A 20,668-nucleotide genomic window follows, 5' to 3' on the forward strand; every position below is an offset into this window, starting at 1 on the left:
GCCAGTGGACGCCGCTCTGACACCACCGGGACCGCTGGATCCCGCGGGCCTACGGGTGACCGCGCTGGGCGGTATCGGTGAGATCGGCCGCAATATGACGGTCTTCGAGCACCTCGGCCGGCTGTTGATCGTCGACTGCGGTGTGCTTTTCCCCACCCATGACGAACCCGGTGTGGATCTGATCCTGCCCGACCTGCGCCACGTCGATCACCGCCTCGACGACGTCGAAGCGGTGATCGTGACCCATGCCCACGAAGACCACATCGGGGCCATTCCGTTCCTGCTGAAGATGCGGCCCGACATCCCGATCGTCGGCTCCAAGTTCACCCTTGCGCTGGTGGCCGAGAAGTGCCGCGAGCATCGCATCAAGCCGGTCTTCGTCGAGGTGGCCGAGCGCCAGAGCAGTACCCACGGCGTCTTCGAGTGCGAGTACTTCGCGGTCAACCACTCGATTCCGGGGTGTCTGGCGGTCGGGATCCACACCGGTGCCGGGACTGTGCTGCATACCGGTGACATCAAGCTCGACCAGCTCCCCCTCGACGGTAGGCCGACGGACCTGCCAGGCATGTCGCGGCTCGGCGATGCGGGGGTGGACCTGTTCCTGTGCGATTCGACCAATTCCGAGATCCCTGGAGTCGGGCCGTCGGAGAGCGAGGTCGGCCCGGCACTGCACCGCTTGATCCGTGGCGCACAAGGGCGGGTGATCGTGGCCTGTTTCGCCTCCAATGTCGACCGGGTGCAGCAGATCATCGACGCCGCGGTGGCCCTCGGGCGCCGGGTGTCCTTTGTCGGGCGATCGATGGTGCGCAACATGGGCATCGCTCGGGAACTCGGATACCTGCGGGTGGCCGACGATGATGTGCTCGACATCGGCGCTGCCGAGATGATGCCGGCCGACCGGGTCGTGCTGATCACCACCGGCACCCAAGGCGAACCGATGGCGGCCCTGTCGCGGATGTCGCGCGGGGAACATCGCAGCATCACCCTCACCGACGGGGACCTGATCGTCTTGTCGTCGTCGCTGATCCCCGGCAACGAGGAAGCCGTGTTCGGGGTGATCGACGCGCTGGCCAAGATCGGTGCCCGGGTAGTGACCAATCAACAAGCGCGGGTGCATGTTTCGGGTCACGCCTACGCGGGAGAGTTGCTGTTTCTGTACAACGGTGTTCGGCCACGCAACGTCATGCCGGTGCACGGCACCTGGCGAATGTTGCGCGCCAACGCGGCGCTGGCTGCGCGCACCGGCGTGCCCGAGGAGAACATCGTGCTCGCCGAGAACGGTGTCAGTGTCGACCTCGTCGGCGGCCGGGCCCGCGTCGCAGGTGCCGTGCCGGTGGGCAAGGTGTTCGTCGACGGGTTGGTCACCGGCGACGTCGGTGACGCGACGCTGGGTGAACGGCTGATCCTGTCCTCGGGTTTCGTCGCGGTGACGGTCGTCGTGCGGCGCGGCACCGGGACCCCGGCCGCGCCCGCACATCTGTACTCCCGCGGGTTCTCCGAGGACCCCAAGGCGCTGGAACCGGTTGCGCGAAGGGTGGAAGCGGAGCTGGAAAACCTTGCCAGCCAGAACATCACCGACCCGGCACGGGTCGCGCAGGCGGTTCGGCGCACCGTCGGCAAGTGGGTGGGGGAGACCTACCGGCGGCAGCCGATGATCGTGCCGACGGTCATCGAGATCTGACCGGCTTCAGACCGCCTCGAGCCGGTAACCGAGACCGCGCATGGTGACGAACCGGTGTGCGCCGAGTTTGCGTCGCAGATAACGCACGTAGACGTCGACGACGTTGGATCCGGGCTCGTGACTGTGCCCCCACACCTGACGCAGCAGCTGCTCACGGGTCAGCACCTGGCCCGGGTGGCGCAGGAACGTCTCGGCCAGCGCACACTCGCGCGCCGACAGGTCGACGACGTACTCGCCCACATGGGCACGCCGGGTGCGCAGGTCCAGCCGGAGATCACCGTACTTGAGCTCGGTGATCTCGCGAGGTCGAGCCATGGCCAGATGGCGGCGAACCCGGGACAACAACTCGTCGAAGCGGAACGGTTTACCGAGGCAGTCGTCGGCGCCGCTGGCCATGCTCACGCTGAAGTCGGCCGGGTTGGTGCGCGAGGACAACATGATCACCGGGATCGGGTTGCCCTCCTGGCGCAGCCGCCGTAACACGGTCAGACCATCCATTTTCGGCAAACCGATGTCGAGGATCAGCAGATCGGCTCTGCCGCGCCGGGCCGAGGTATAGGCCGACGGACCGTCTGCGACCACGGTCGCGGAGAAGCCGTGCGTTTCGAGGCCACGCTTGACGAACGTCGAGATTCGAGGCTCGTCCTCGGCGATCACCACTGCGGATGCGGCCATGTGACCTCAGAAACTTCACCCATGACGTGACCCCCGTGGACGACGTGTGTGCCTACCTGTCCCGGGGCCAGGTGTGCCCCAGAACACCTGACCGCCCGTCCCAATCGTACGCCGATTACGCCAATACGCTGGTCAAACGGTGGTGTGAAGTGCTCAGCGCTCGGCCAGGGCCGTCCATTCGATGGCCGATGCCGCCAGCGGGCGGCCGGTGGGCCGGATATAGGTGTCGCGGTAGTAGCTGGGACCCACCTGCTCGACGAGCCGCCAGCCGTATTCGGCCAGCAGGTCAGCGACCTGCTCGGGAACCATGCCGGACTGCCAGAGCTGGCTGCGCTGGCGGAATCGGCGGTAGAGTGCGTCCGCGCCGTAGCGGTTCGTACCGTCGAGGAAATCCTGGCGAACGTAGGAGAAGATCAACCGGCTGCCGGGCGCAAGCCCACGCAGCGCCTCCAAGGTGGCCCGGATCGCCGCATCGCTGAGGTATTGGGTGACACCCTCCCAGATGACGAAGGCGCGCTGCCCGAGTCGGAATCCGTGCGACTCCAGCGCTGCCATCAGGTCGTCGGTCTCCAGGTCCGCGCCGACGAGGTGGATCGACGACGGAATCGTGCCGGCCACCCGGCGCAGCACCGCGGCCTTGTGCTCGACGACCTCGGGCTGGTCGACCTCGTAGACCGGCAGGTCCCCGTGACGGGCGATCCGGCAGCCGCGGGTGTCCAGGCCGGCACCCAGGACGATCACCACATCGGTCTCGTTGAGCGGGTCCGACAGCCGTTCGTCGATGAACCGCTTACGGCATGCGACGCTGATCGCCACTCCGGGCGCGGCGCGTTCCGAGGCCGACAGCACGGCGCGGCGCAGCCAGCCGATTCGGGTCAGTCTCACCAGCAGGCGGGATCGGGTGGGAAGGAACGACTCCGCCAGGTCGTCATCGACCAGGCGCCGGTCCGGCGGCTCATTGTGCTCGATCGCGGCGAGGGTCATCGGGCCCAGCGCCGTGCGGGCCGTGGCGTCTCGATGTGCGTTCATCGGTTCAAAGCTTGTTCACGAACCCCGCATCGACGGGCAGCGCGACGCCGGTCACGTAGCGGGCGGCGTCGGAGACCAGCCAGAACACCGCGTTGGCGATGTCTTCGGCCTCCAGCGCCTCCACCGGCAGCGCATTGCGCATGTCCGGGCCTGCCTGCTGTTCGTGGGCCATCCCTGACAGCCACGACCGGGTGAACTCGTTGTCGATCATCGGGGTGTTCACGCCGGCCGGGTGCACCGAGTTGACCCGAATGCTGAACGGCGCCAGGAAGTTCGCGTAGACCCGCATCAGCCCGACGATGCCGTGCTTGGCGGCGGCGTAGCCGACCGATCCGCCGACCGGAGAGCCCAGTCCGACCAGGCCCGCCACCGAACTGGTCAGCACGATCGCGCCGCCGTTGCCGAACTTGATCATCGGCTTCATCGCGACGTCGACGGTGTGGTAGACGCCGGTGAGGTTGACGTCGAGCACGTCCTGCCACGCGTCGGCGGCAGCCATCGGCGCGATTCCGGCATTGGCGATCACGATGTCGAGACGGTCGCCGAGTTTGGCCGTGCCGTCGCGCACCACGTCTTTGACGGCCGCGCGATCACGGACATCGGCGGCGTGGGCGACGATGCGCGCCCCGGTGTCCTCGACCAGCTTGACGGTTTGGGCCAGATCATCGGGCGTGGCCAGCGGGTAGGGCACCGAGTCGATCTGGGCGCACAGGTCCAGCGCGATGATGTCGGCGCCGGCCGCGGCGAGCTTCACCGCGTGCGACCGTCCCTGCCCGCGCGCCGCGCCGGTGATGAACGCAACTTTGCCTGAGAGCTCACCCATGGAGGAAGAGCCTACGGCCGAAGTTGTCCCTTGCCGGGATCGCCTGCGGCCACCGGCTGCAGCATCTTGATATCGGGTGCGCCGTCGAGGTGTTCACCGACGGTTCCGAACAGGGTGGCGACCGCCGGGGCGGTGCTGTGGGCCTGCAGGGCGTCCGCGTCGGCCCACTGCTCGACAAAAACGAAGGTGCCGTCGGCCTCGTGCAGCGCGTACAGCTGACATCCGGGCTCACCGTGCACCGACTCGATGGCCTGCGTGCAGGCGTTGCGGACGATGTCGACGGATTCGGGCTTGGCCTTCATGGTGGCGATGACGACGACGGGCATGGCGGCTCCTCGCGCAGAATTGGTGAGGTGGGTGTGAGTGAACAGATCACACCGTACTGTCTGCTGTCGGTGCCGTGGCGGCGCTTCCGTTCCGACATCCCGCCGACACCGATTTGTGACTAGTGTGGCTGATGGTGCATCTGAGGTAGATGCGACTAGGCTGGCAGGCATGGCTAGTAAGACTGCGGCCCGCTCTGCTGCCCGTCCGACCAGGTCAAGGGCTGGTTCGTCGGGTAAAGGCCGGCCCGGTCGCCCAACGAGACCGGCAGCTCCGCGCCGCAAGACCGCGCGTCGCAATCAGTCGGTGGTCGCCGCCGCCGGCTCCGCAGTCGGGCGCGGGATCCGCGCCGGTTGGCTGATGCTGGCCCGCGGCGCCGGCGGTACGGCCCGGTCGGTCGGCCGGGCACGCGATCTGGAACCCGGTCACCGGCGCGACGGGTTGGCGCTCGCCTTGCTCGGGCTGGCCGTGGTGATCGCCGCGAGTTCGTGGTACGACGCTGCGCGTCCGGTCGGAGCGTGGATCGATTCGTCGATTCGCGTGGTGATCGGATCCGCGGTCGTGCTCGTGCCCATCCTGATGGCCGTCATCGGGATTGTGTTGATGCGTTCCGAAGCCGACCCCGAGACTCGACCGCGGCTGGTTCTGGGCGCGTCGATGATCGGGTTGCCGGTGCTGGGCCTGTGGCATCTGTGGGCCGGATCGCCACTGGAACCCTCGGCGCGCCAGCACGCGGCCGGCTTCCTCGGGTTCGCCATCGGCGGCCCACTGGCCGACGGCGTGACGGTGTGGATTGCAGCGCCGCTGCTGGTGATGGCTGCGGTGTTCGGGTTGTTGCTGCTGACCGGCACCACGGTCCGCGAAGTCCCCGCCGCCCTCCGCGACCTGTTCACCACCCGCTGGCACGGTGACGGCAGCGACGAGTACGACGACTACGACGAGTACGACGACGACCCCGAGTATGACGGTCCGGCCGAGCCCGACGACTTCTCCGACGGTTACTACGACGAAGACCCGCGCGACGCCGAGGCGGCCTGGCCCTCGGCCACCCAGCCGACCGAGCCGCTGACCACGGCCACGGGCTCGCCGATGGACAACTACCCGCTGGAGGAGGATCCGGCGCCGATCAGCCCGGCACCGGCGGCACGCAGCCGGAAGAAGGCGCGCAAGGAGCCCGAGCTCTCGCTGGACCGCGTCGTCGAAGGTCCCTACACCCTGCCGTCGCTGGAGCTGCTGATCGCCGGCGAGCCTCCCAAGCGGCGCAGTGCCGCCAACGAGCAGATGGAAAACGCCATCACCTCGGTGTTGCAGCAGTTCAAGGTCGACGCCGCCGTGACCGGCTGCACCCGCGGGCCGACGGTGACCCGCTACGAGGTTGAACTGGGCCCCGGGGTGAAGGTCGAGAAGATCACCGCGCTGCAGCGCAATATTGCCTATGCCGTGGCCACCGAGAGTGTGCGCATGCTCGCGCCGATTCCCGGAAAGTCGGCCGTGGGCATCGAGGTGCCCAACACCGACCGGGAGATGGTGCGTCTGGCCGACGTGCTCACCGCGCCGGAAACCCGCCGTGATCACCATCCGCTGGTCATCGGACTCGGCAAGGACATCGAGGGCGACTTCATCTCGGCCAACCTGGCCAAGATGCCGCACCTGCTGGTGGCGGGCTCCACCGGGTCGGGCAAGTCCAGCTTCGTCAACTCGATGCTGGTGTCGCTGCTGGCCCGGGCCACCCCCGAGGAGGTCAGGATGATCCTGATCGACCCCAAGATGGTGGAGCTGACCCCTTACGAGGGCATCCCGCACCTGATCACCCCCATCATCACCGAGCCGAAGAAGGCCGCTGCCGCGCTGGCCTGGCTGGTCGAGGAGATGGAGCAGCGCTACCAGGACATGCAGGCCTCGCGGGTGCGTCACATCGATGTGTTCAACGAAAAGGTTCGCAGCGGCGAAATCACCGCTCCGCTGGGCAGCCAGCGCGAGTACAAGCCCTATCCCTACATCCTGGCGATCGTCGACGAGCTCGCCGACCTGATGATGACCGCTCCGCGGGATGTCGAAGACGCGATCGTGCGCATCACCCAGAAAGCCCGTGCGGCGGGCATCCACCTGGTGCTGGCCACGCAGCGGCCATCGGTCGACGTGGTGACCGGTTTGATCAAAACCAACGTGCCCTCGCGGCTGGCGTTCGCGACGTCGTCGCTGACCGACAGCCGCGTCATCCTCGACCAGCCCGGTGCCGAGAAGCTGATCGGGATGGGCGACGGGTTGTTCCTGCCGATGGGCGCGGGCAAGCCGATCCGCCTGCAGGGTGCGTTCATCACCGACGAGGAGATCCAAGGGGTCGTCAACGCCACCAAGGACCAGGCCGAGCCCGAGTTCGTCGAGGGTGTCACCGCGGTCAAGGCCGGCGAGCGCAAGGACGTCGACCCCGACATCGGCGACGACATGGATGTCTTCCTGCAGGCCGTGGAGCTGGTGGTGTCCAGTCAGTTCGGTTCGACGTCGATGCTGCAGCGCAAGCTGCGCGTCGGGTTCGCCAAGGCCGGCCGACTGATGGACCTGATGGAGACCCGCGGGATCGTCGGGCCCTCAGAAGGATCGAAGGCGCGCGAGGTACTGGTCAAGCCCGACGATCTGGCCGGCACGCTGGCGCTGATCCGCGGTGGTAGCGATGCCTCCGGCACGTCAGACGACGATCCGGACTTCTGAGATCCGCCCGCCCGGCGGCGCGGTCAGAGCGTCAGCAGCATCCGGGTGTTGCCCAGGATGTTCGGCTTGACGTAGGACAGGTCGAGGAACTCCGCGACACCGGTGTCGTAGGACCGGCACATCTCCTCGTACACCTCGGCGGTGACGGGTGTGCCGTCGATCTCGGCGAAGCCGTGGCGACTGAAGAAGTCCACCTCGAAGGTCAGCACGAAGATGCGCCGCAGGTGCAGTTCCTTGGCCACCGCCAGCAGCTGTTCGACGATCGCATGCCCCACACCGCGGCCGCGGGCCTTCGGGTGCACCGCGACGGTGCGCACCTCACCGAGGTCAGACCACAGCACGTGCAGCGCGCCGCAACCGATCACCTCGTCACCATCCTCGGCGACCCAGAACTCCTGGACCGACTCGTACAGCGTCACCAGGTTTTTCTCCAGCAGAATCTTGCCGGCGTAGATGTCGACGAGCGCCTTGATGGACGGGACATCGGAGGTGCGGGCGCGCCGCACCACGACGCCGATCGCCGGCGGCTCCCCAGCTGCGCTCACACACCGAAGGGTATCGGTACCGGCAACCAGTATTCTGTGTCGGTGCCGGGCCAACCACATACCGATCCTGTGGTCCCGCGCGCTCGTGTCGCGAACCTGGCCAATGCGCTGACCGGTGTGCGGTTCGTGCTCGTCCCGGTATTCCTGTTGGCGTTGTTCGCCGGGGACGGTCATGAAACCTTCTGGCGGGTAACCGCATTCGTGGTGTTCGTCACGGCGGTGATCACCGACCACCTCGACGGCGCCTTGGCGCGCAGCTACGGCATGGTCACCGAGTTCGGCACCTTGGCCGATCCGCTGGCCGACAAGGCGCTCATCGGCGCAGCGCTGATCGGCCTCTCGGTGCTGGGGGACCTGCCCTGGTGGGTGACCGTGGTGATCCTGGTCCGCGAGCTCGGGGTGACCGCGCTGCGCTTCGTGGTGCTGCGGCGCGGGGTCATCCCGGCCAGCCGGGGCGGAAAGCTCAAGACCCTGGTTCAAGCCGTGGCGATCGGGCTGTTCGTCTTACCGCTGGGCGGAGCGTGGTTGACCGGTGCCTGGGTGATCATGGCGATCGCGGTGGTGCTGACGGTGCTCACCGGTGTGGACTACTTCGTCTCGGCGTGGCGGGATGCGCGTGGACGATCCGCTGGTCACTGACGATGTTCGGGCGCTGGTGGCCGATCTGACGGTTCGCCGGCAGACCGTCGCGACCGCTGAATCGCTGACCGCGGGACTGCTCGCGGCCACGCTGGCCGGTGTTCCCGGTGCCAGCGCCGTACTGCGCGGCGGCCTGGTGACCTACACCGTTGAGACCAAGGAAGTGCTGGCCGGTGTCGCCACACAGCTGCTCGACGAGGTGGGGCCGGTTGCCGAGCCGACCGCACGGGCCCTGGCCGTCGGCGCGATGCAGCGTTGCGGCGCAACCTGGGGAGTGGGACTGACCGGGGTCGCCGGCCCCGAACCGCACGGCGGGCAGGCCGTCGGCACGGTGTTCCTCGGCGTGGCAGGCCCGGTCGACACCACCGTCGAGCAGGTGCAGTTGCACGGCAGCCGGTGGGACATTCGGGTGGCGGCCGTGCGGGCGGCGGTCCGCTTGCTGAGCGCGACGCTCGCAGAACACTGATGCGGATCGGGAACCATCACCGCGCGGTCGCGCGTTGGGCTTCTTGAGGCACTGAGAATGCCCAAGCCAGACCACAGACAAGGAGTGCGCGATGTCTGCATTGCTGCGCGAGGTGATCGGCGACGTGCTGCGGCGCGCCCGAGTCGAGCAGGGGCGCACGCTGCGCGAGGTGTCCGACACCGCGCGGGTCAGCCTCGGTTATCTGTCCGAGGTGGAGCGTGGCCGCAAGGAAGCCTCCAGCGAGCTGCTCGGCGCGATCTGCGGTGCGCTGCAGGTTCCGCTGTCGCGGGTGCTGACCGAGGCCGGTGACGACATGGCGCTCGCGGAATCACGCACCGCCCTGACCCATCAGGACCCCGGCACGGCCAGGATCGACGCCGCCACCAAGGTGGTCATCCCGCACGTCGTGTCGATGGCGGTGGCCTGACCCTCGCGGCCTACGACCGGCAGGGGTGCGGTGATCTGTGCGGAACAGATAAGTTGGGGTCATTGCACGTGCTCAGCCCAGCTGACAGTTCGACATACGAAGGCGGAATGAACTCATGGCCAATCCGTTCGTCAAGGCGTGGAAGTACCTCATGGCGCTGTTCAGCTCCAAGGTCGACGAATACGCCGACCCGAAGGTGCAGATCCAGCAGGCCATCGAAGAAGCGCAGCGCCAGCATCAGGCCTTGACCCAGCAGGCGGCGCAGGTGATCGGTAACCAGCGTCAGCTGGAGATGAGGCTGAACCGTCAGCTCGCCGATATCGAGAAGTTGCAGGCCAACGTCCGCCAGGCGCTGACCCTGGCCGATCAGGCCGTTGCCGCCGGGGACGCCAACAAGGCCACCGAATACACCAACGCAGCCGAGGCGTTTGCCGCGCAGCTGGTCACCGGTGAGCAGAGCGTCGAGGACCTCAAGTCCCTGCACGACCAGGCGCTTCAGGCGGCCTCACAGGCAAAGAAGGCCGTCGAGCAGAACGCTATGGTGTTGCAGCAGAAGATCGCCGAGCGCACCAAGCTGCTCAGCCAACTCGAACAGGCCAAGATGCAGGAGCAGGTCAGCGCGTCGCTGCGGTCGATGACCGAGATCGCTGCACCGGGCAACACCCCGAGCCTCGACGAGATCCGCGACAAGATCGAGCGTCGTTACGCCAACGCGATGGGTTCTGCCGAGTTGGCCCAGAATTCGGTGCAGGGCCGGATGATGGAGGTCCAGCAGGCCAGCGTGCAGATGGCCGGGCATTCCCGGCTTGAGCAGATTCGGGCGTCGATGCGCGGTGAGCAACTGCCTGCCGGCGGCACTGCCACACCCGGTCAGGCACCGGCCACCCCGTCCGCGCCGGCAGCCAATCAGAATCCGACACCGGAAAATCCGTTGTCGCAATAACCTGCACAGGACCGATCAGTGGCTACACACGCCGGCAAAAGGCATCCGGAGCGCTCGTTGACCCAACGCGGGATCGACACCGCGGCGGAATGGTCAGGGCTGCTGGCAGACAAGCTCAATGCCGCTGCGGATCCGCGCGCCAAGCTGCTGCGCAAGCGGCGCTGGGCGTTGCGGCTGGGGGTGTTCTTCGCGCTGTCGTCGGTGTTCTGGATCGGTGTCACGGCGCTGCTGGCGGCCTGGAGCACTCCGGTGTGGGCGCTGTTCATCCCGACCCCGATTGCCGTGGGCGCGGCGTTCTTGGCCACGTTGACCCTGTTGCGCTACCGGTGGCTGCGCGGTGAGCCGCTGCCGCCGCCCCGGACAAACACCGCGCGGCGACTGCCGCCGTGGGGGTCGGCGGCCCGCGGGCCGATGACTTCGCTGGTCAACTCCGAGCGGGGACTGTATTCGCTGCTGGGGGTGCTGGAACGAGGACGGATGCTGCCTGCCGAGGAACTCGCCGAGATCCGGGTAGCGGCCGAGCAGACCGCGGCGACGATGGCCGCCACCGCAGCAGAGGTCGCTTCGATGGAGCGAACCGTCAAAACAGCCCCACAGTCACGTCCGCATCTGGCCCCGACCATTGCCGCGTTCACCGCGCAGCTCGATCGCGGCGCCCGTCAGTACAGCGAGATGGTTTCTGCCGCCGCACAATTGGTGTCCGCGACGAACTCCGGTGCGCTGTCGAGCTCGCCGATGTCGCAGCGCCGCTACCGTGAGCAACTGACCACGGCCACCGACCGGCTCAGCGGCTGGGCGCAGGCCTTCGACGAGCTGGGTCGGCTCCGGGGCGCGTAGTCGCGCTTAGGCCGCGCTCAGAAGGTGGGTCGAAGCGAGGGCATCACGGTCGCAGCCAGCGCGCGCAGCGGGGCCTTGACCATGATGTCGAGGAAGTCGAAGTAGTCCCGCCACAGCACGATTTGGCCCTCCCGCACCTCGAATCGGCCGCACACCCAGAACTGCAGCCGTAGCGGCCCGACGATGATCGCATCGGTCCGCTCGGTGAGCACCGTGTCACCTTCGGCGGCGATGTGGTGGAACTTCACCGCGAATCCCATCCGTGTCTCGGACCGGCGCAGCAGTTTCATGATGCGGCCGCGTCCGCGGATCGAGGGCAGGCCGACGTTTTGCCACACCAGGTCGGGTGCGGCCAACGACTCGAACAGGTCGAGGTCGGAGTCGGCCAGCGCGAACAGGAATCTCTCGACGGTTTCGGTGTTGTCGGCGGTACCGGGCACCGCCGGGGACACCACGGGTGCTGCCGGCGAGGGCGGAGTCGGGGCCTGGTCGGTCATATCGCGTGAGCCTAGTGGCGGACGCTGTGGCAGGGTAGCCCGCATGCGCGTTGCGGTCGTGGCCGGTCCCGACCCCGGGCACGCATTTCCGGCGATCGCGTTGTGCCTGCGGCTGGCAGCCGCCGGTGACGTGCCGACCTTGTTGACCGGGGCCCGCTGGCTCGAGCCGGCCCGCGATCACGGCCTGTCCGCCGTGAAGCTCGCCGGGCTGGATCCGACGGCGTTCGACGACGACGGCGACGCCGGCGCCAAGATTCATCAGCGGGCCGCCCGGATGGCGGTGCTCAACCGGGACCGCATCGCCGAGCTGCGTCCCGATCTCGTCGTCTCGGACTCGATCACGGTCTGCGGTGGGCTGGCGGCCGAGTTGCTCGATCTGCCCTGGGCCGAATTGAACACCCATCCGCTGTACCGGCCGTCGAAAGGGCTGCCGCCGGTGGGCAGCGGACTGGCGCCGGGCACCGGGATGCGGGGACGCGTGCGCGATGCGGTGCTGCGGGGCCTGAGCGCGCGGTCCTGGCGCACCGGCCTACGTCAGCGCGCGCAGGCCCGGTCGCAGATCGGTCTGCCGGTACACGATCCGGGTCCGGTGCGCCGACTGATCGCCACGTTGCCCGCTCTGGAGGTGCCTCGACCGGACTGGCCGTCCGAAGCCGTGGTGGTCGGACCGCTGCATTTCGAGCCGACGACCACGGTTCTGGAGTTGCCGGCCGGGGACGGCCCGGTCGTGGTGGTGGCACCGTCGACCGCGTCGACCGGCGCCGACGGACTCGCCGAGCTGGCGTTGCAGACCCTGGTGCCCGGCCAGGTGCTGCCGGCCGGCTCGCGGGTCGTGGTCTCACGTCTGGACGGCCCGGACGGGGACGTGCCGCCGTGGGCGACGGTCGGCCTGGGTCGGCAAGACGAACTGCTGGCCCGCGCGGATGTGCTGATCTGCGGCGGTGGTCACGGCACGGTGGCCAAGGCGCTGCTGGCCGGCGTGCCGATGGTGGTGGTGCCCGGCGGCGGTGACCAGTGGGAGATCGCCAATCGGGTTGTGCGCCAAGGTAGCGCTCGATTGATCCGGCCATTGAGCGCCGACGCTCTGGTCGAGGCGGTGGGCGAGGTGCTCGGCTCGCCCGGGTATCGCGCCGCCGCGCGCAGGGCCGGGGCCACGGTGGCCGACGTCGCCGATCCGGTACGGGTGTGCCATGACGCGGTGCGGGCCCGGGCGTAGGTTTGGCGTGTGCGTCTGACGGAGTTCCACGAACTGGTGCAGGGCCAGTTCGGCGCAGTGCGAGCGTCGTCGATGCTGGTCGACCACGTGCTCAGTGATCTGGGCGGGCGGACGGCGGCCCAGGCGATCGAAGACGGTGTCGAGCCCCGCCGGGTGTGGCGCGCGCTGTGTGCAGACTTCGAGGTGCCTCGTGACCTGTGGTGACTAGAGCGCCACGACGCGTTGGAGAAACTCCAGCTGGTCGGCCCTGACCTGCGGGTCGTGATAGATGTCGAAATGGCCGTACGGGTAGCGACGCAGTTCCCCGCGCGGCGCTCGGTGAGCTGCGGCGATCGTCGGCCCCGGCGGGGTGACCACATCGTCGTCGCACACGCACAGCAGCACCGGCATGGGCAGGTCGGCAGCCCTGCGGCCAGGTCGGTAGAAGGCGAATCGGAACATCAATCGGGCGGCGAATTCGTTGCGCCACAGGGAATCCGGTCCGAGAATCGCTTCGAACCCGGTCTTGGCGTCCGGTGAGGTCATCGCGGCCAGGGTGCCGGGAGCCCCGACCGCGGCCACGGTGCGGGGCGGCTGTCCACGCCATGCCCCGACCTGGTCACGCGCGGCGGCCAGCAGGATGCGGGGAGTGTTGCTCAACGGCACCTCGCGCAGGCTGGCGAGGGCATCGGTGAACGGCGCCTGCGCGATGACCGCAGCGATCCGACGATCCTCGGCCGCGACGGCCAGGACGTGCCCGCCGCTGAACGACGAACCCCACACCACGATCCGGTCGGGGTCGATTCCGTCCTGCCGGCGGGCCCACTCGATCACCGTGTGGTAGTCCCGTCGCTGCTCGGCGATGTCGAGCAATTGGCGCGGCTGGCCACTGGACGCGCCGAAGTACCGGTAGTCGAACAACGCGACGGCGTACCCGGCCCGGCAGAACGTCTCGGCGTATTCGGGCAGCCCGTCGTCGCGGGTGCCGGTGAAGCCGTGTGCCATCACCACGCACGGCACTGCGCGGTCGCTCACCGGCGGGCGGTACAGGTAGACCGCGATCTGCTCGCCGTGGGCCGGGATGCGGATGTCGTGCCGAGTCATGTCAGAAAACTAGCCCGTCGGCGTGTCCACTTGTATCGAACACCTGTTCGTCTACTGTGGGGGGAGTTCGACCCCAGCGACTTGTCGGTGGCCTCACATAGCGTCACGGCCAACCGACCGAGAACCGGTCAACAAACGACTACCGGAGAGGTATCACCATGGCGCAGCAAGCCCCTGATCGCGAGAAGGCCCTGGAACTGGCACTCGCTCAGATCGACAAGAATTTCGGCAAGGGCTCGGTGATGCGGCTCGGCGAGGACGTGCGTCCGCCGATTTCGGTGATCCCCACCGGCTCGATCGCCCTCGATGTCGCGCTCGGCATCGGTGGTCTACCTCGCGGCCGTGTCGTCGAGATCTACGGTCCGGAATCCTCCGGTAAGACCACCGTGGCGCTGCACGCCGTCGCCAACGCGCAGGCCGCCGGCGGCATCGCCGCTTTCATCGACGCCGAGCACGCGTTGGATCCCGAGTACGCCAAGAAGCTCGGCGTGGACACCGATGCGCTGCTGGTCTCCCAGCCCGACACCGGAGAGCAGGCTCTCGAGATCGCCGACATGCTGATCCGTTCCGGCGCGCTGGACATCCTGGTCATCGACTCGGTGGCCGCGCTGGTACCGCGCGCCGAGATCGAGGGGGAGATGGGCGACAGCCATGTCGGTCTGCAGGCCCGCCTGATGAGTCAGGCGCTGCGCAAGATGACCGGCGCGCTGAACAATTCGGGGACGACGGCAATCTTCATCAACCAGCTGCGCGAGAAGATCGGGGTGATGTTCGGGTGCTTCTCCTACAGCACCCGGGTTCAGCTGGCCGACGGGACCACAGAGAAGATCGGCAAAATCGTCAACCAGAAGATGGATGTCGAAGTGATGTCTTACGACCCGGTTGCCGATCAAATCGTGCCGCGCAAAGTGGTCAATTGGTTCAACAATGGCCCAGCCGAACAGTTCCTGCAGTTCACCGTCGCTAAGTCCGGTGGTAATGGCAAGTCCCAGTTCGCGGCCACACCGAACCACCTCATCCGGACCCCAGCCGGCTGGACCGAAGCCGGCGACATCATCCCCGGTGACCGTGTGATGGTGTCCGAGCCACAGCTGCTCAGTGACCAGCAGTTCCAGGTGATTCTCGGCTCACTGATGGGTGACGGCAACCTGTCACCGAACCTGCGGGACCGCAATGGGGTTCGCTTCCGGATGGGGCACGGCGCCAAGCAGGCCGATTATCTGCAATGGAAGGTCGACCTGCTGGGCAACATCAAGCACACCATTCGGGAAAACGACAAGGGTTCGCGGTTTGCGGACTTCACTCCGTTGCCTGAACTCGGCGAACTGCGCCGTGCGGTCTATCTTGGCGACGGCAAGAAGTTCCTTTCCGAGGAATACCTCAAAGCGCTGACCCCGCTGGCACTGGCTGTCTGGTACATGGACGACGGTGGATTCAGCGTGCGGTCCAAAGGGCTCCAGCATCGCACCCAGGGCGGCAGTGGACGTATCGAGATTTGCGTCGAGGCGATGAGCGCGGGCTCGCGCACCCGACTGTGCGACTACCTGCGCGACACCCACGGCCTCGATGTGCGGTTGCGGTCCGCGGGGGTGGCGGGGAAGTCGGTGCTGGTCTTCTCGACCGCGGCATCGGCGAAGTTCCAGGAACTCGTGGCCCCGTACATGGCTCGGTCGATGGACCACAAACTGCTCCCACGCTTCCGCGGCCAGGGTGTGGTGGCTCCACAGTTCGTGGAGCCCAGTCAGCGGCTGGTGCCGGCTCGGGTGCTTGATGTTCACGTCAAGCCGCACACCCAGTCGATGAACCGTTTCGACATCGAGGTCGAGGGCAACCATAACTACTTCGTCGACGGTGTCATGGTGCACAACTCGCCCGAAACCACCACCGGCGGTAAGGCGTTGAAATTCTACGCCTCGGTCCGGATGGACGTACGCCGGATCGAGACGCTCAAGGACGGCACCGATGCAGTCGGTAACCGCACCAGGGTCAAGGTCGTCAAGAACAAGGTGTCTCCACCGTTCAAGCAGGCCGAATTCGACATTCTGTACGGCCATGGCATCAGCCGCGAGGGTTCACTCATCGACATGGGAGTCGAGCACGGTTTCATCCGCAAGTCCGGATCCTGGTTCACCTATGACGGAGAGCAGCTGGGCCAAGGCAAGGAGAACGCGCGGAAGTTCCTGCTGGAGAACGCTGACGTGGCCAACGAGATCGAGAAGAAGATCAAGGAGAAGCTCGGTATCGGTGCTGTCGTGACCGACGATGATGTCCTTCCCGCACCCGTCGACTTCTGATTCCGCGGAGTCCTCGCCCGACCCCGTCAGGCGTGCCGAGCAGGCGCGGGCTGTGTGCCTGCGCCTGCTCACCGCTCGGGCCCGCACACGGGCGGAGTTGAACGCGCAACTGGAGAAGCGAGGCTTTTCCGCCGACATCAGCGCGCGGGTCATCGACCGTCTGGCCGAGGTCGGCTTGATCGACGACGAGGACTTCGCCGAGCAGTGGGTGCGCTCGCGGCGTGCCCACGCCGGAAAAGGCAAGCGCGCCCTGGCAGCTGAGTTGCGCCAGAAGGGTGTCGACGACGAGGTGATCAACGGCGCATTGGCCGGGATCGATGCCGGAGCGGAACGTGCCCGCGCCGAACAGTTGGTGCGCGACAAGTTGCGACGCGAGAAACTTGCCGACGATGACGACACCAAAGTGATCCGCCGCCTGGTCGGCATGCTGGCCCGCCGCGGATATCCTCAGTCGATGGCCGTCGACGTCGTCACCGTGGAACTGGCCGGCGAACGAGAGCGCCGGCACATCTAGGGTGCGGGCCGGGCCGGCGTGAGGTCCACAGTCAGGCTCCGGGTGATGACGCGCCGCAGCGCGATCACGACGACGGTTCCGGTGATCGCGGTCCAGGACGCGTCGACGCTCAACCTCAGCAGTCCTGCGGCGATGAACAGCTCAAGCATCACCCGCAATGCCAGCAGCGGTTGGCGAAATGTTGCCAGCGCGAAAAAGCCGATCACGATCGCCGCCGCGGCCAACCCCCACGACGCTGCGACGAGGACGTTCACGCTGCTGGCGGACCGGCCGGGTGGGGATTGCGCATGGCCTCGATCTCGCGTTGTTCCTGGGCGATCTCGCGGTTGAGGAAGTAGTTCAGCAGGGTCCGGATCGCGGCGATCGCCGCAAGCTTGCCGATCTCCTCGAACGAGGGCGAGATCGCGGTGCGCAGCACATCGGCGGCCAGCTGGAACTCCAGGCCCAGAACCAGGAACCGGCCCAGAGTCAGACGCACCGACGAAAATGCTGCGATGTCGCGACGCACCAAGGCCACCGCGAACTTCGCGATCGCCACGACCGCGCCGATCATGATGACGACGGCGCCGCACCCTTCGATGAAGCGCACCATCAGGTCGATGACGTCACGCAGCACCGATTCGGTCAACAGGTCGATGGCCACCGTTCGGTCGGTCATTGTGCCTCGGCTCAGACGCCCCGGCTGCGGTCGCCCTGTAGTTCGAGCGGCTCGGGTTCCATCGGTGCGGGCCCCCGGCGGGAACGGCGTAACCGCCGTTCCAGCCAAGTCGCAAACCATGACAACGCAAAGTTCACCGTGATCATCAACACGGCGATGACGATCAGGGCGGGGATGTAGTTGCCGTAGGACGAGCCCACCACCGTGCCCTGTCGCACCATCTCGACGAACGTGATCTGGTATCCCAGCGCGGTGTCTTTGAGCACCACCACCAGCTGCGAAATCAACACCGGCAGCATCGAGGTGATGGCCTGCGGCAGCAGCACGGTACGCATCGTCTGGCCCCACGTCAGACCCAGCGCCGATGCGGCTTCGAACTGTCCCTTCGGCAGCGCATGCACCCCGGCGCGGACGATCTCGGCGATCACCGCGCCGTTGTACAACGTCAGCCCCGTGATGACTGCGGCCAGTGCCAGGTGCCTGGACGGAAAGACGTCGTAGAAAGCGAACAGGAAGTAGGCGAAGATCATCATGATCAGCACTGGGACCGCACGGAAGAACTCCACGAAGACCGCGCAGAACCAACGGATCGGGGTGTGTGTCGAAAGCCGGCCCACTCCCATCACGAACCCCAGCACCAGCGCCGCGACGATCGAGATCGCCGCCGCGGTCAGCGTGCCCCGGACGCCGGGCAACACGTAGGTGCGCCACAGGTCCGCGGTCAGGAAGGGCTGCCATTTCTCGGCAGTCAACTGGCCGTTGGCCTCCAGCCGGCTGTACACCAGCCACGCCACCGCGATGACCACCACCGCGGTGACCGCCGAGACGACGTGGTTGCGTACCCGCGCGCGCGGCCCGGGGGCATCGAACAGAACCGAGGCTCCCGTCATCTGGCCACCGCCAGCCTGCGGCCCAGCCATCCGAACAACAGCCCCATCGGAAGCGTCAGAATGACGAAGCCCAGGGCGAAGATGCCACCGACCACCATCACCGCCGCGGTGTTCTCGATCATCTCCTTCATCAGCAGCGCCGCCTCGGCCACACCGATCGCCGAGGCGATCGTGGTGTTCTTCGTCAACGCGATCAGCACCGAGCCCAACGGGATCAGCACGGCACGAAAAGCCTGTGGCAGCAGAATGATTCGCAGGTTCTGGCTGAACGTCAGGCCGAGCGCGCGGGCGGCCTCGGCCTGGCCCAACGGCACGGTGTTGACCCCGGAGCGCACCGTCTCGCAGACGAAGGCCGCGGTGTAGATGGTGAACCCGAGCACCGCCAACCGGAAACTGCTGTCGGCGATGAACGTCGGCGATTGCCGATCGGCCAGGGTGATGCCCATGGTCTGGGCCAGCCCGAACGAGCAGAACAGGATGATCAGCGTCAACGGGGTGTTACGCACGACGTTGACGTAGGAGGTTCCCAACCAGTTCAGCATCGGCACGGGCGCCAGCCGCATCGCGGCCAGCGCGGTGCCCAGCACGAGTGCACCGATAGCCGAGTACACCGTCAACTGGATCGTGGTGGCGAACGCGGCGAAGATCTGCTCGCGGTACTCGGTGAAGACCTCCACGGGCGGCTCCGGGGACCTGACCCGCTAGTTGTCGGGCTGTGGCGGCGTCGGGGCAGTGATACCCGCCGGGCCCAGGTTCTTGTCGAACGCCTCTTTCCAGGCGCCGCTTTCCTCCATCTTCACGATGGCATCGTTGATCTTGGTTCGCATCTCGTCATCGTCCTTCTTCAAGCCGACGCCGTAGCGCTCCTCGGAGAACGGCTCACCGACGATCTTGAACGCTCCGGGGCTCTGCGCGGCGTAACCGGCCAGGATGACCTCGTCGGTGGTCACCGCATCCACCGCACCGTTCTTCAGCGCCTCGATGCAGGCCGAGTAGGTGTCGTACTGCTGCAGCTGCACCCCGGGGTACTCATCCTTGATTTTCTGCGCCGGTGTCGATCCCGACACCGAGCACAGCACCTTGTTGTTCTCCAGCGATGCCGCCCCGGTGATGTCCTCGTTGTCGGTGCGCACCAACAGACTCTGCCCGGTGACCAGGTAAGGCCCGGCGAAAGAGACTCTTTCCTTGCGCGCGTCGGTGATCGAGTACGTTGCGGCGATGAAGTCGACCTGACCGTTCTGGATCAGGTTCTCGCGCTGCGCCGACGGCGCTTCCTTCCACTCGATCTGGTCGGGTGCGTAGCCCAGCTCGCCGGCGATGTAGGTGGCTACGTCGACGTCGAAGCCGCTCATCGAGCCGTCGGGGTTTCTCATGCCGAGCCCCGGTTGATCGAACTTGGTGCCGATCACGATGTTGTCCCCGCCACCACCGCCGCCGCCGCCGTCACCACAGGCGGTTGCGATCAGCGGCAGGGTGAGGGTCAGTGCGAGAGCGGCGACCACACGCCTGGAGAACGACTTCGGGGACATGACAACGTTCCTTTCGGGTGTCAGTGATGGAGAATCTTGCCGAGGAAGTCCTTGGCCCGGTCGGACTTCGGATTGTCGAAGAACTCGGCGGGCTCGGCGTCCTCGACGATCGCGCCGTCGGACATGAACACCACCCGGTCGGCCGCCCGTCGTGCGAACCCCATCTCGTGGGTGACGACGAGCATCGTCATGCCCTCGGTGGCCAGCGCCGACATCACCGAGAGGACCTCGTTGATCATCTCCGGGTCCAGCGCGCTGGTCGGTTCGTCGAAGAGCATCACCTTCGGGTTCATCGCCAGCGCGCGCGCGATGGCCACCCGCTGCTGCTGCCCGCCGGAGAGTTGAGCGGGATACTTGTCGGCCTGGTTGGCCACACCCACCCGTTCGAGCAACGCCATGGCCTTCTCGCGCGCCTGCGTCTTCGCGGTGCCCCGCACCTTCATCGGGCCCAACATGACGTTCTCGACGATCGTCTTGTGAGCGAACAAATTGAAGGACTGAAAGACCATGCCGACATCGGAGCGGAGTTGCGCCAGTTTGCGCCCCTCCTCGGGAAGTACCTCACCGTCGATCGCGATGGTGCCCGAGTCGATGGTCTCGAGACGGTTGATGGCCCGGCACAGCGTGGACTTGCCTGAACCCGACGGACCGATCACCACGACGACCTGACCCTTGCCCACCTCGAGGTCGATGTCTTGGAGTACGTGCAGTGCACCGAAATGCTTGTTGACCGCCTTCATAGAGATCATCGGCACAGCCGAAGGCGTCTGCATGGGTGCTGACCTTACCCACGGATCGCCCACCTCGCGGTGCAAGTCGGTGATTGACGATTGACGCGTGCACCGGCCGGTTGGGCCGACCGCGCGCGGCCGTACCATGGGGCGGTGAC

At 66.9% G+C, this 20,668-nt stretch carries 24 protein-coding genes; 11 read left to right on the forward strand and 13 right to left on the reverse strand.

All coding sequences use genetic code 11. From position 1 onward, the window contains the following. Window positions 1-4: 4 nt before the first annotated feature. Window positions 5-1,681, forward strand: coding sequence for a ribonuclease J (locus KXD98_RS10445; protein ID WP_260764079.1), 1,677 nt, complete (start codon window positions 5-7; stop codon window positions 1,679-1,681). Between the two features lie 6 nt (window positions 1,682-1,687). Here the strand turns inward: KXD98_RS10445 and KXD98_RS10450 are convergent, their stop codons facing one another. From KXD98_RS10450 to KXD98_RS10465, 4 genes are all read right to left on the reverse strand, one after another. Then, complete coding sequence (locus tag KXD98_RS10450; RefSeq protein WP_260764081.1) at window positions 1,688-2,356, reverse strand: response regulator transcription factor; 669 nt, start codon at window positions 2,354-2,356, stop codon at window positions 1,688-1,690. A gap of 153 nt (window positions 2,357-2,509) precedes the next feature. Further along, window positions 2,510-3,385 carry an SAM-dependent methyltransferase gene (locus KXD98_RS10455; protein ID WP_260764083.1) on the reverse strand — a complete coding sequence of 292 codons (876 nt, stop codon included), beginning with the start codon at window positions 3,383-3,385 and terminating at the stop codon, window positions 2,510-2,512. Between the two features lie 4 nt (window positions 3,386-3,389). Next, window positions 3,390-4,208 carry a mycofactocin-coupled SDR family oxidoreductase gene (locus KXD98_RS10460; RefSeq protein ID WP_260764087.1) on the reverse strand — a complete coding sequence of 273 codons (819 nt, stop codon included), beginning with the start codon at window positions 4,206-4,208 and terminating at the stop codon, window positions 3,390-3,392. Window positions 4,209-4,219: 11 nt separating this feature from the next. Further along, complete coding sequence (locus tag KXD98_RS10465) at window positions 4,220-4,534, reverse strand: putative quinol monooxygenase (protein ID WP_260764089.1); 315 nt, start codon at window positions 4,532-4,534, stop codon at window positions 4,220-4,222. A 169-nt stretch (window positions 4,535-4,703) separates the two neighbouring features. Between KXD98_RS10465 and KXD98_RS10470 the strand changes: the two genes are divergently transcribed. After that, window positions 4,704-7,241: a DNA translocase FtsK gene (locus tag KXD98_RS10470; RefSeq protein WP_260764093.1), complete on the forward strand. Its 2,538-nt coding sequence runs from the start codon at window positions 4,704-4,706 to the stop codon at window positions 7,239-7,241. A 23-nt stretch (window positions 7,242-7,264) separates the two neighbouring features. On the opposite strand, the gene KXD98_RS10475 is transcribed toward KXD98_RS10470, so the two are convergent. Next, a complete protein-coding gene (locus KXD98_RS10475) occupies window positions 7,265-7,759 on the reverse strand; it encodes an amino-acid N-acetyltransferase (RefSeq protein WP_260765113.1) in 495 nt (164 codons plus the stop codon). A gap of 69 nt (window positions 7,760-7,828) precedes the next feature. Between KXD98_RS10475 and pgsA the strand changes: the two genes are divergently transcribed. The 5 genes from pgsA to KXD98_RS10500 all read left to right on the forward strand — a co-directional run bounded on the left by pgsA (window position 7,829) and on the right by KXD98_RS10500 (window position 11,098). Continuing rightward, the gene (gene pgsA / locus KXD98_RS10480; protein ID WP_260764094.1) at window positions 7,829-8,425 is read left to right on the forward strand and encodes a CDP-diacylglycerol--glycerol-3-phosphate 3-phosphatidyltransferase; all 597 of its coding nucleotides are present in this window, start codon (window positions 7,829-7,831) and stop codon (window positions 8,423-8,425) included. After that, window positions 8,403-8,891, forward strand: coding sequence for a CinA family protein (locus tag KXD98_RS10485; protein WP_260765114.1), 489 nt, complete (start codon window positions 8,403-8,405; stop codon window positions 8,889-8,891). The genes pgsA and KXD98_RS10485 overlap by 23 nt, the downstream gene beginning before the upstream one ends. 91 nt (window positions 8,892-8,982) lie before the next feature. Next, a complete protein-coding gene (gene clgR / locus KXD98_RS10490; RefSeq protein ID WP_260764095.1) occupies window positions 8,983-9,318 on the forward strand; it encodes a transcriptional regulator ClgR in 336 nt (111 codons plus the stop codon). Between the two features lie 115 nt (window positions 9,319-9,433). Continuing rightward, window positions 9,434-10,261 carry a phage shock protein PspA gene (gene pspA, locus KXD98_RS10495; RefSeq protein WP_260764098.1) on the forward strand — a complete coding sequence of 276 codons (828 nt, stop codon included), beginning with the start codon at window positions 9,434-9,436 and terminating at the stop codon, window positions 10,259-10,261. A gap of 18 nt (window positions 10,262-10,279) precedes the next feature. Further along, the gene (locus KXD98_RS10500) at window positions 10,280-11,098 is read left to right on the forward strand and encodes a phage shock envelope stress response protein PspM (protein WP_260764100.1); all 819 of its coding nucleotides are present in this window, start codon (window positions 10,280-10,282) and stop codon (window positions 11,096-11,098) included. Window positions 11,099-11,115: 17 nt separating this feature from the next. On the opposite strand, the gene KXD98_RS10505 is transcribed toward KXD98_RS10500, so the two are convergent. Then, window positions 11,116-11,595 (reverse strand): limonene-1,2-epoxide hydrolase family protein, encoded by a 480-nt coding sequence (locus KXD98_RS10505; RefSeq protein WP_260764102.1) that lies wholly within the window; start codon window positions 11,593-11,595, stop codon window positions 11,116-11,118. A 43-nt stretch (window positions 11,596-11,638) separates the two neighbouring features. On the opposite strand from KXD98_RS10505, the gene KXD98_RS10510 reads away from it, so the two are divergent. Beyond that, a complete protein-coding gene (locus KXD98_RS10510; RefSeq protein WP_260764104.1) occupies window positions 11,639-12,811 on the forward strand; it encodes a glycosyltransferase in 1,173 nt (390 codons plus the stop codon). A gap of 9 nt (window positions 12,812-12,820) precedes the next feature. After that, a complete protein-coding gene (locus tag KXD98_RS10515; RefSeq protein WP_260764120.1) occupies window positions 12,821-13,015 on the forward strand; it encodes a DUF3046 domain-containing protein in 195 nt (64 codons plus the stop codon). Here KXD98_RS10515 and KXD98_RS10520 read toward each other — a convergent pair whose 3' ends face one another. Next, window positions 13,016-13,894, reverse strand: coding sequence for an alpha/beta hydrolase (locus tag KXD98_RS10520; RefSeq protein ID WP_260764121.1), 879 nt, complete (start codon window positions 13,892-13,894; stop codon window positions 13,016-13,018). It lies immediately after the preceding gene. Between the two features lie 158 nt (window positions 13,895-14,052). Here KXD98_RS10520 and recA point away from each other — a divergent pair, with 158 nt between their 5' ends. Together recA and recX are read left to right on the forward strand one after the other, a co-directional pair. Beyond that, on the forward strand, window positions 14,053-16,188 hold the full coding sequence (gene recA, locus KXD98_RS10525) for an intein-containing recombinase RecA (RefSeq protein ID WP_260764123.1): 2,136 nt from the start codon (window positions 14,053-14,055) through the stop codon (window positions 16,186-16,188). Next, entirely contained in the window at window positions 16,157-16,702 is a 546-nt protein-coding gene (recX, locus tag KXD98_RS10530; protein ID WP_260764125.1) for a recombination regulator RecX, read from the forward strand. Before recA ends, recX begins: the two co-directional genes overlap by 32 nt. Here recX and KXD98_RS10535 read toward each other — a convergent pair. Genes KXD98_RS10535 through KXD98_RS10560 form a run of 6 tightly spaced genes read right to left on the reverse strand, consistent with a single transcriptional unit; the run spans window position 16,699 to window position 20,528 of the window. After that, complete coding sequence (locus KXD98_RS10535) at window positions 16,699-16,956, reverse strand: hypothetical protein (protein ID WP_260764127.1); 258 nt, start codon at window positions 16,954-16,956, stop codon at window positions 16,699-16,701. The genes recX and KXD98_RS10535 overlap by 4 nt on opposite strands. Next, a complete protein-coding gene (locus tag KXD98_RS10540; RefSeq protein WP_260764129.1) occupies window positions 16,953-17,360 on the reverse strand; it encodes a DUF1622 domain-containing protein in 408 nt (135 codons plus the stop codon). The genes KXD98_RS10535 and KXD98_RS10540 overlap by 4 nt, the downstream gene beginning before the upstream one ends. A gap of 11 nt (window positions 17,361-17,371) precedes the next feature. Beyond that, window positions 17,372-18,250: an amino acid ABC transporter permease gene (locus KXD98_RS10545; protein WP_260764134.1), complete on the reverse strand. Its 879-nt coding sequence runs from the start codon at window positions 18,248-18,250 to the stop codon at window positions 17,372-17,374. Then, on the reverse strand, window positions 18,247-18,927 hold the full coding sequence (locus tag KXD98_RS10550; RefSeq protein WP_260764135.1) for an amino acid ABC transporter permease: 681 nt from the start codon (window positions 18,925-18,927) through the stop codon (window positions 18,247-18,249). The genes KXD98_RS10545 and KXD98_RS10550 overlap by 4 nt, the downstream gene beginning before the upstream one ends. 24 nt (window positions 18,928-18,951) lie before the next feature. After that, a complete protein-coding gene (locus tag KXD98_RS10555) occupies window positions 18,952-19,779 on the reverse strand; it encodes a glutamate ABC transporter substrate-binding protein (protein ID WP_260764137.1) in 828 nt (275 codons plus the stop codon). Window positions 19,780-19,799: 20 nt separating this feature from the next. Continuing rightward, window positions 19,800-20,528: an amino acid ABC transporter ATP-binding protein gene (locus tag KXD98_RS10560; protein ID WP_260765115.1), complete on the reverse strand. Its 729-nt coding sequence runs from the start codon at window positions 20,526-20,528 to the stop codon at window positions 19,800-19,802. Window positions 20,529-20,668: the final 140 nt, after the last annotated feature.

Source organism: Mycobacterium sp. SMC-4 (assembly GCF_025263265.1).
Taxonomy (GTDB): domain Bacteria; phylum Actinomycetota; class Actinomycetes; order Mycobacteriales; family Mycobacteriaceae; genus Mycobacterium.

What these genes read in the sequence shown, in the direction of transcription:
- KXD98_RS10520 (WP_260764121.1), bottom strand. Translation starts at nt 13,894, where the DNA reads ATGACTCGGCACGACATCCGCATCCCGGCCCACGGCGAGCAGATCGCG.
- KXD98_RS10465 (WP_260764089.1), bottom strand. Translation starts at nt 4,534, where the DNA reads ATGCCCGTCGTCGTCATCGCCACCATGAAGGCCAAGCCCGAATCCGTC.
- KXD98_RS10560 (WP_260765115.1), bottom strand. Translation starts at nt 20,528, where the DNA reads ATGATCTCTATGAAGGCGGTCAACAAGCATTTCGGTGCACTGCACGTA.
- pspA (WP_260764098.1), top strand. Translation starts at nt 9,434, where the DNA reads ATGGCCAATCCGTTCGTCAAGGCGTGGAAGTACCTCATGGCGCTGTTC.
- KXD98_RS10470 (WP_260764093.1), top strand. Translation starts at nt 4,704, where the DNA reads ATGGCTAGTAAGACTGCGGCCCGCTCTGCTGCCCGTCCGACCAGGTCA.
- KXD98_RS10545 (WP_260764134.1), bottom strand. Translation starts at nt 18,250, where the DNA reads ATGACGGGAGCCTCGGTTCTGTTCGATGCCCCCGGGCCGCGCGCGCGG.
- KXD98_RS10450 (WP_260764081.1), bottom strand. Translation starts at nt 2,356, where the DNA reads ATGGCCGCATCCGCAGTGGTGATCGCCGAGGACGAGCCTCGAATCTCG.
- recA (WP_260764123.1), top strand. Translation starts at nt 14,053, where the DNA reads ATGGCGCAGCAAGCCCCTGATCGCGAGAAGGCCCTGGAACTGGCACTC.
- clgR (WP_260764095.1), top strand. Translation starts at nt 8,983, where the DNA reads ATGTCTGCATTGCTGCGCGAGGTGATCGGCGACGTGCTGCGGCGCGCC.
- KXD98_RS10510 (WP_260764104.1), top strand. Translation starts at nt 11,639, where the DNA reads ATGCGCGTTGCGGTCGTGGCCGGTCCCGACCCCGGGCACGCATTTCCG.
- KXD98_RS10460 (WP_260764087.1), bottom strand. Translation starts at nt 4,208, where the DNA reads ATGGGTGAGCTCTCAGGCAAAGTTGCGTTCATCACCGGCGCGGCGCGC.
- recX (WP_260764125.1), top strand. Translation starts at nt 16,157, where the DNA reads ATGATGTCCTTCCCGCACCCGTCGACTTCTGATTCCGCGGAGTCCTCG.
- KXD98_RS10555 (WP_260764137.1), bottom strand. Translation starts at nt 19,779, where the DNA reads ATGTCCCCGAAGTCGTTCTCCAGGCGTGTGGTCGCCGCTCTCGCACTG.
- KXD98_RS10505 (WP_260764102.1), bottom strand. Translation starts at nt 11,595, where the DNA reads ATGACCGACCAGGCCCCGACTCCGCCCTCGCCGGCAGCACCCGTGGTG.
- KXD98_RS10455 (WP_260764083.1), bottom strand. Translation starts at nt 3,385, where the DNA reads ATGAACGCACATCGAGACGCCACGGCCCGCACGGCGCTGGGCCCGATG.
- KXD98_RS10540 (WP_260764129.1), bottom strand. Translation starts at nt 17,360, where the DNA reads ATGACCGACCGAACGGTGGCCATCGACCTGTTGACCGAATCGGTGCTG.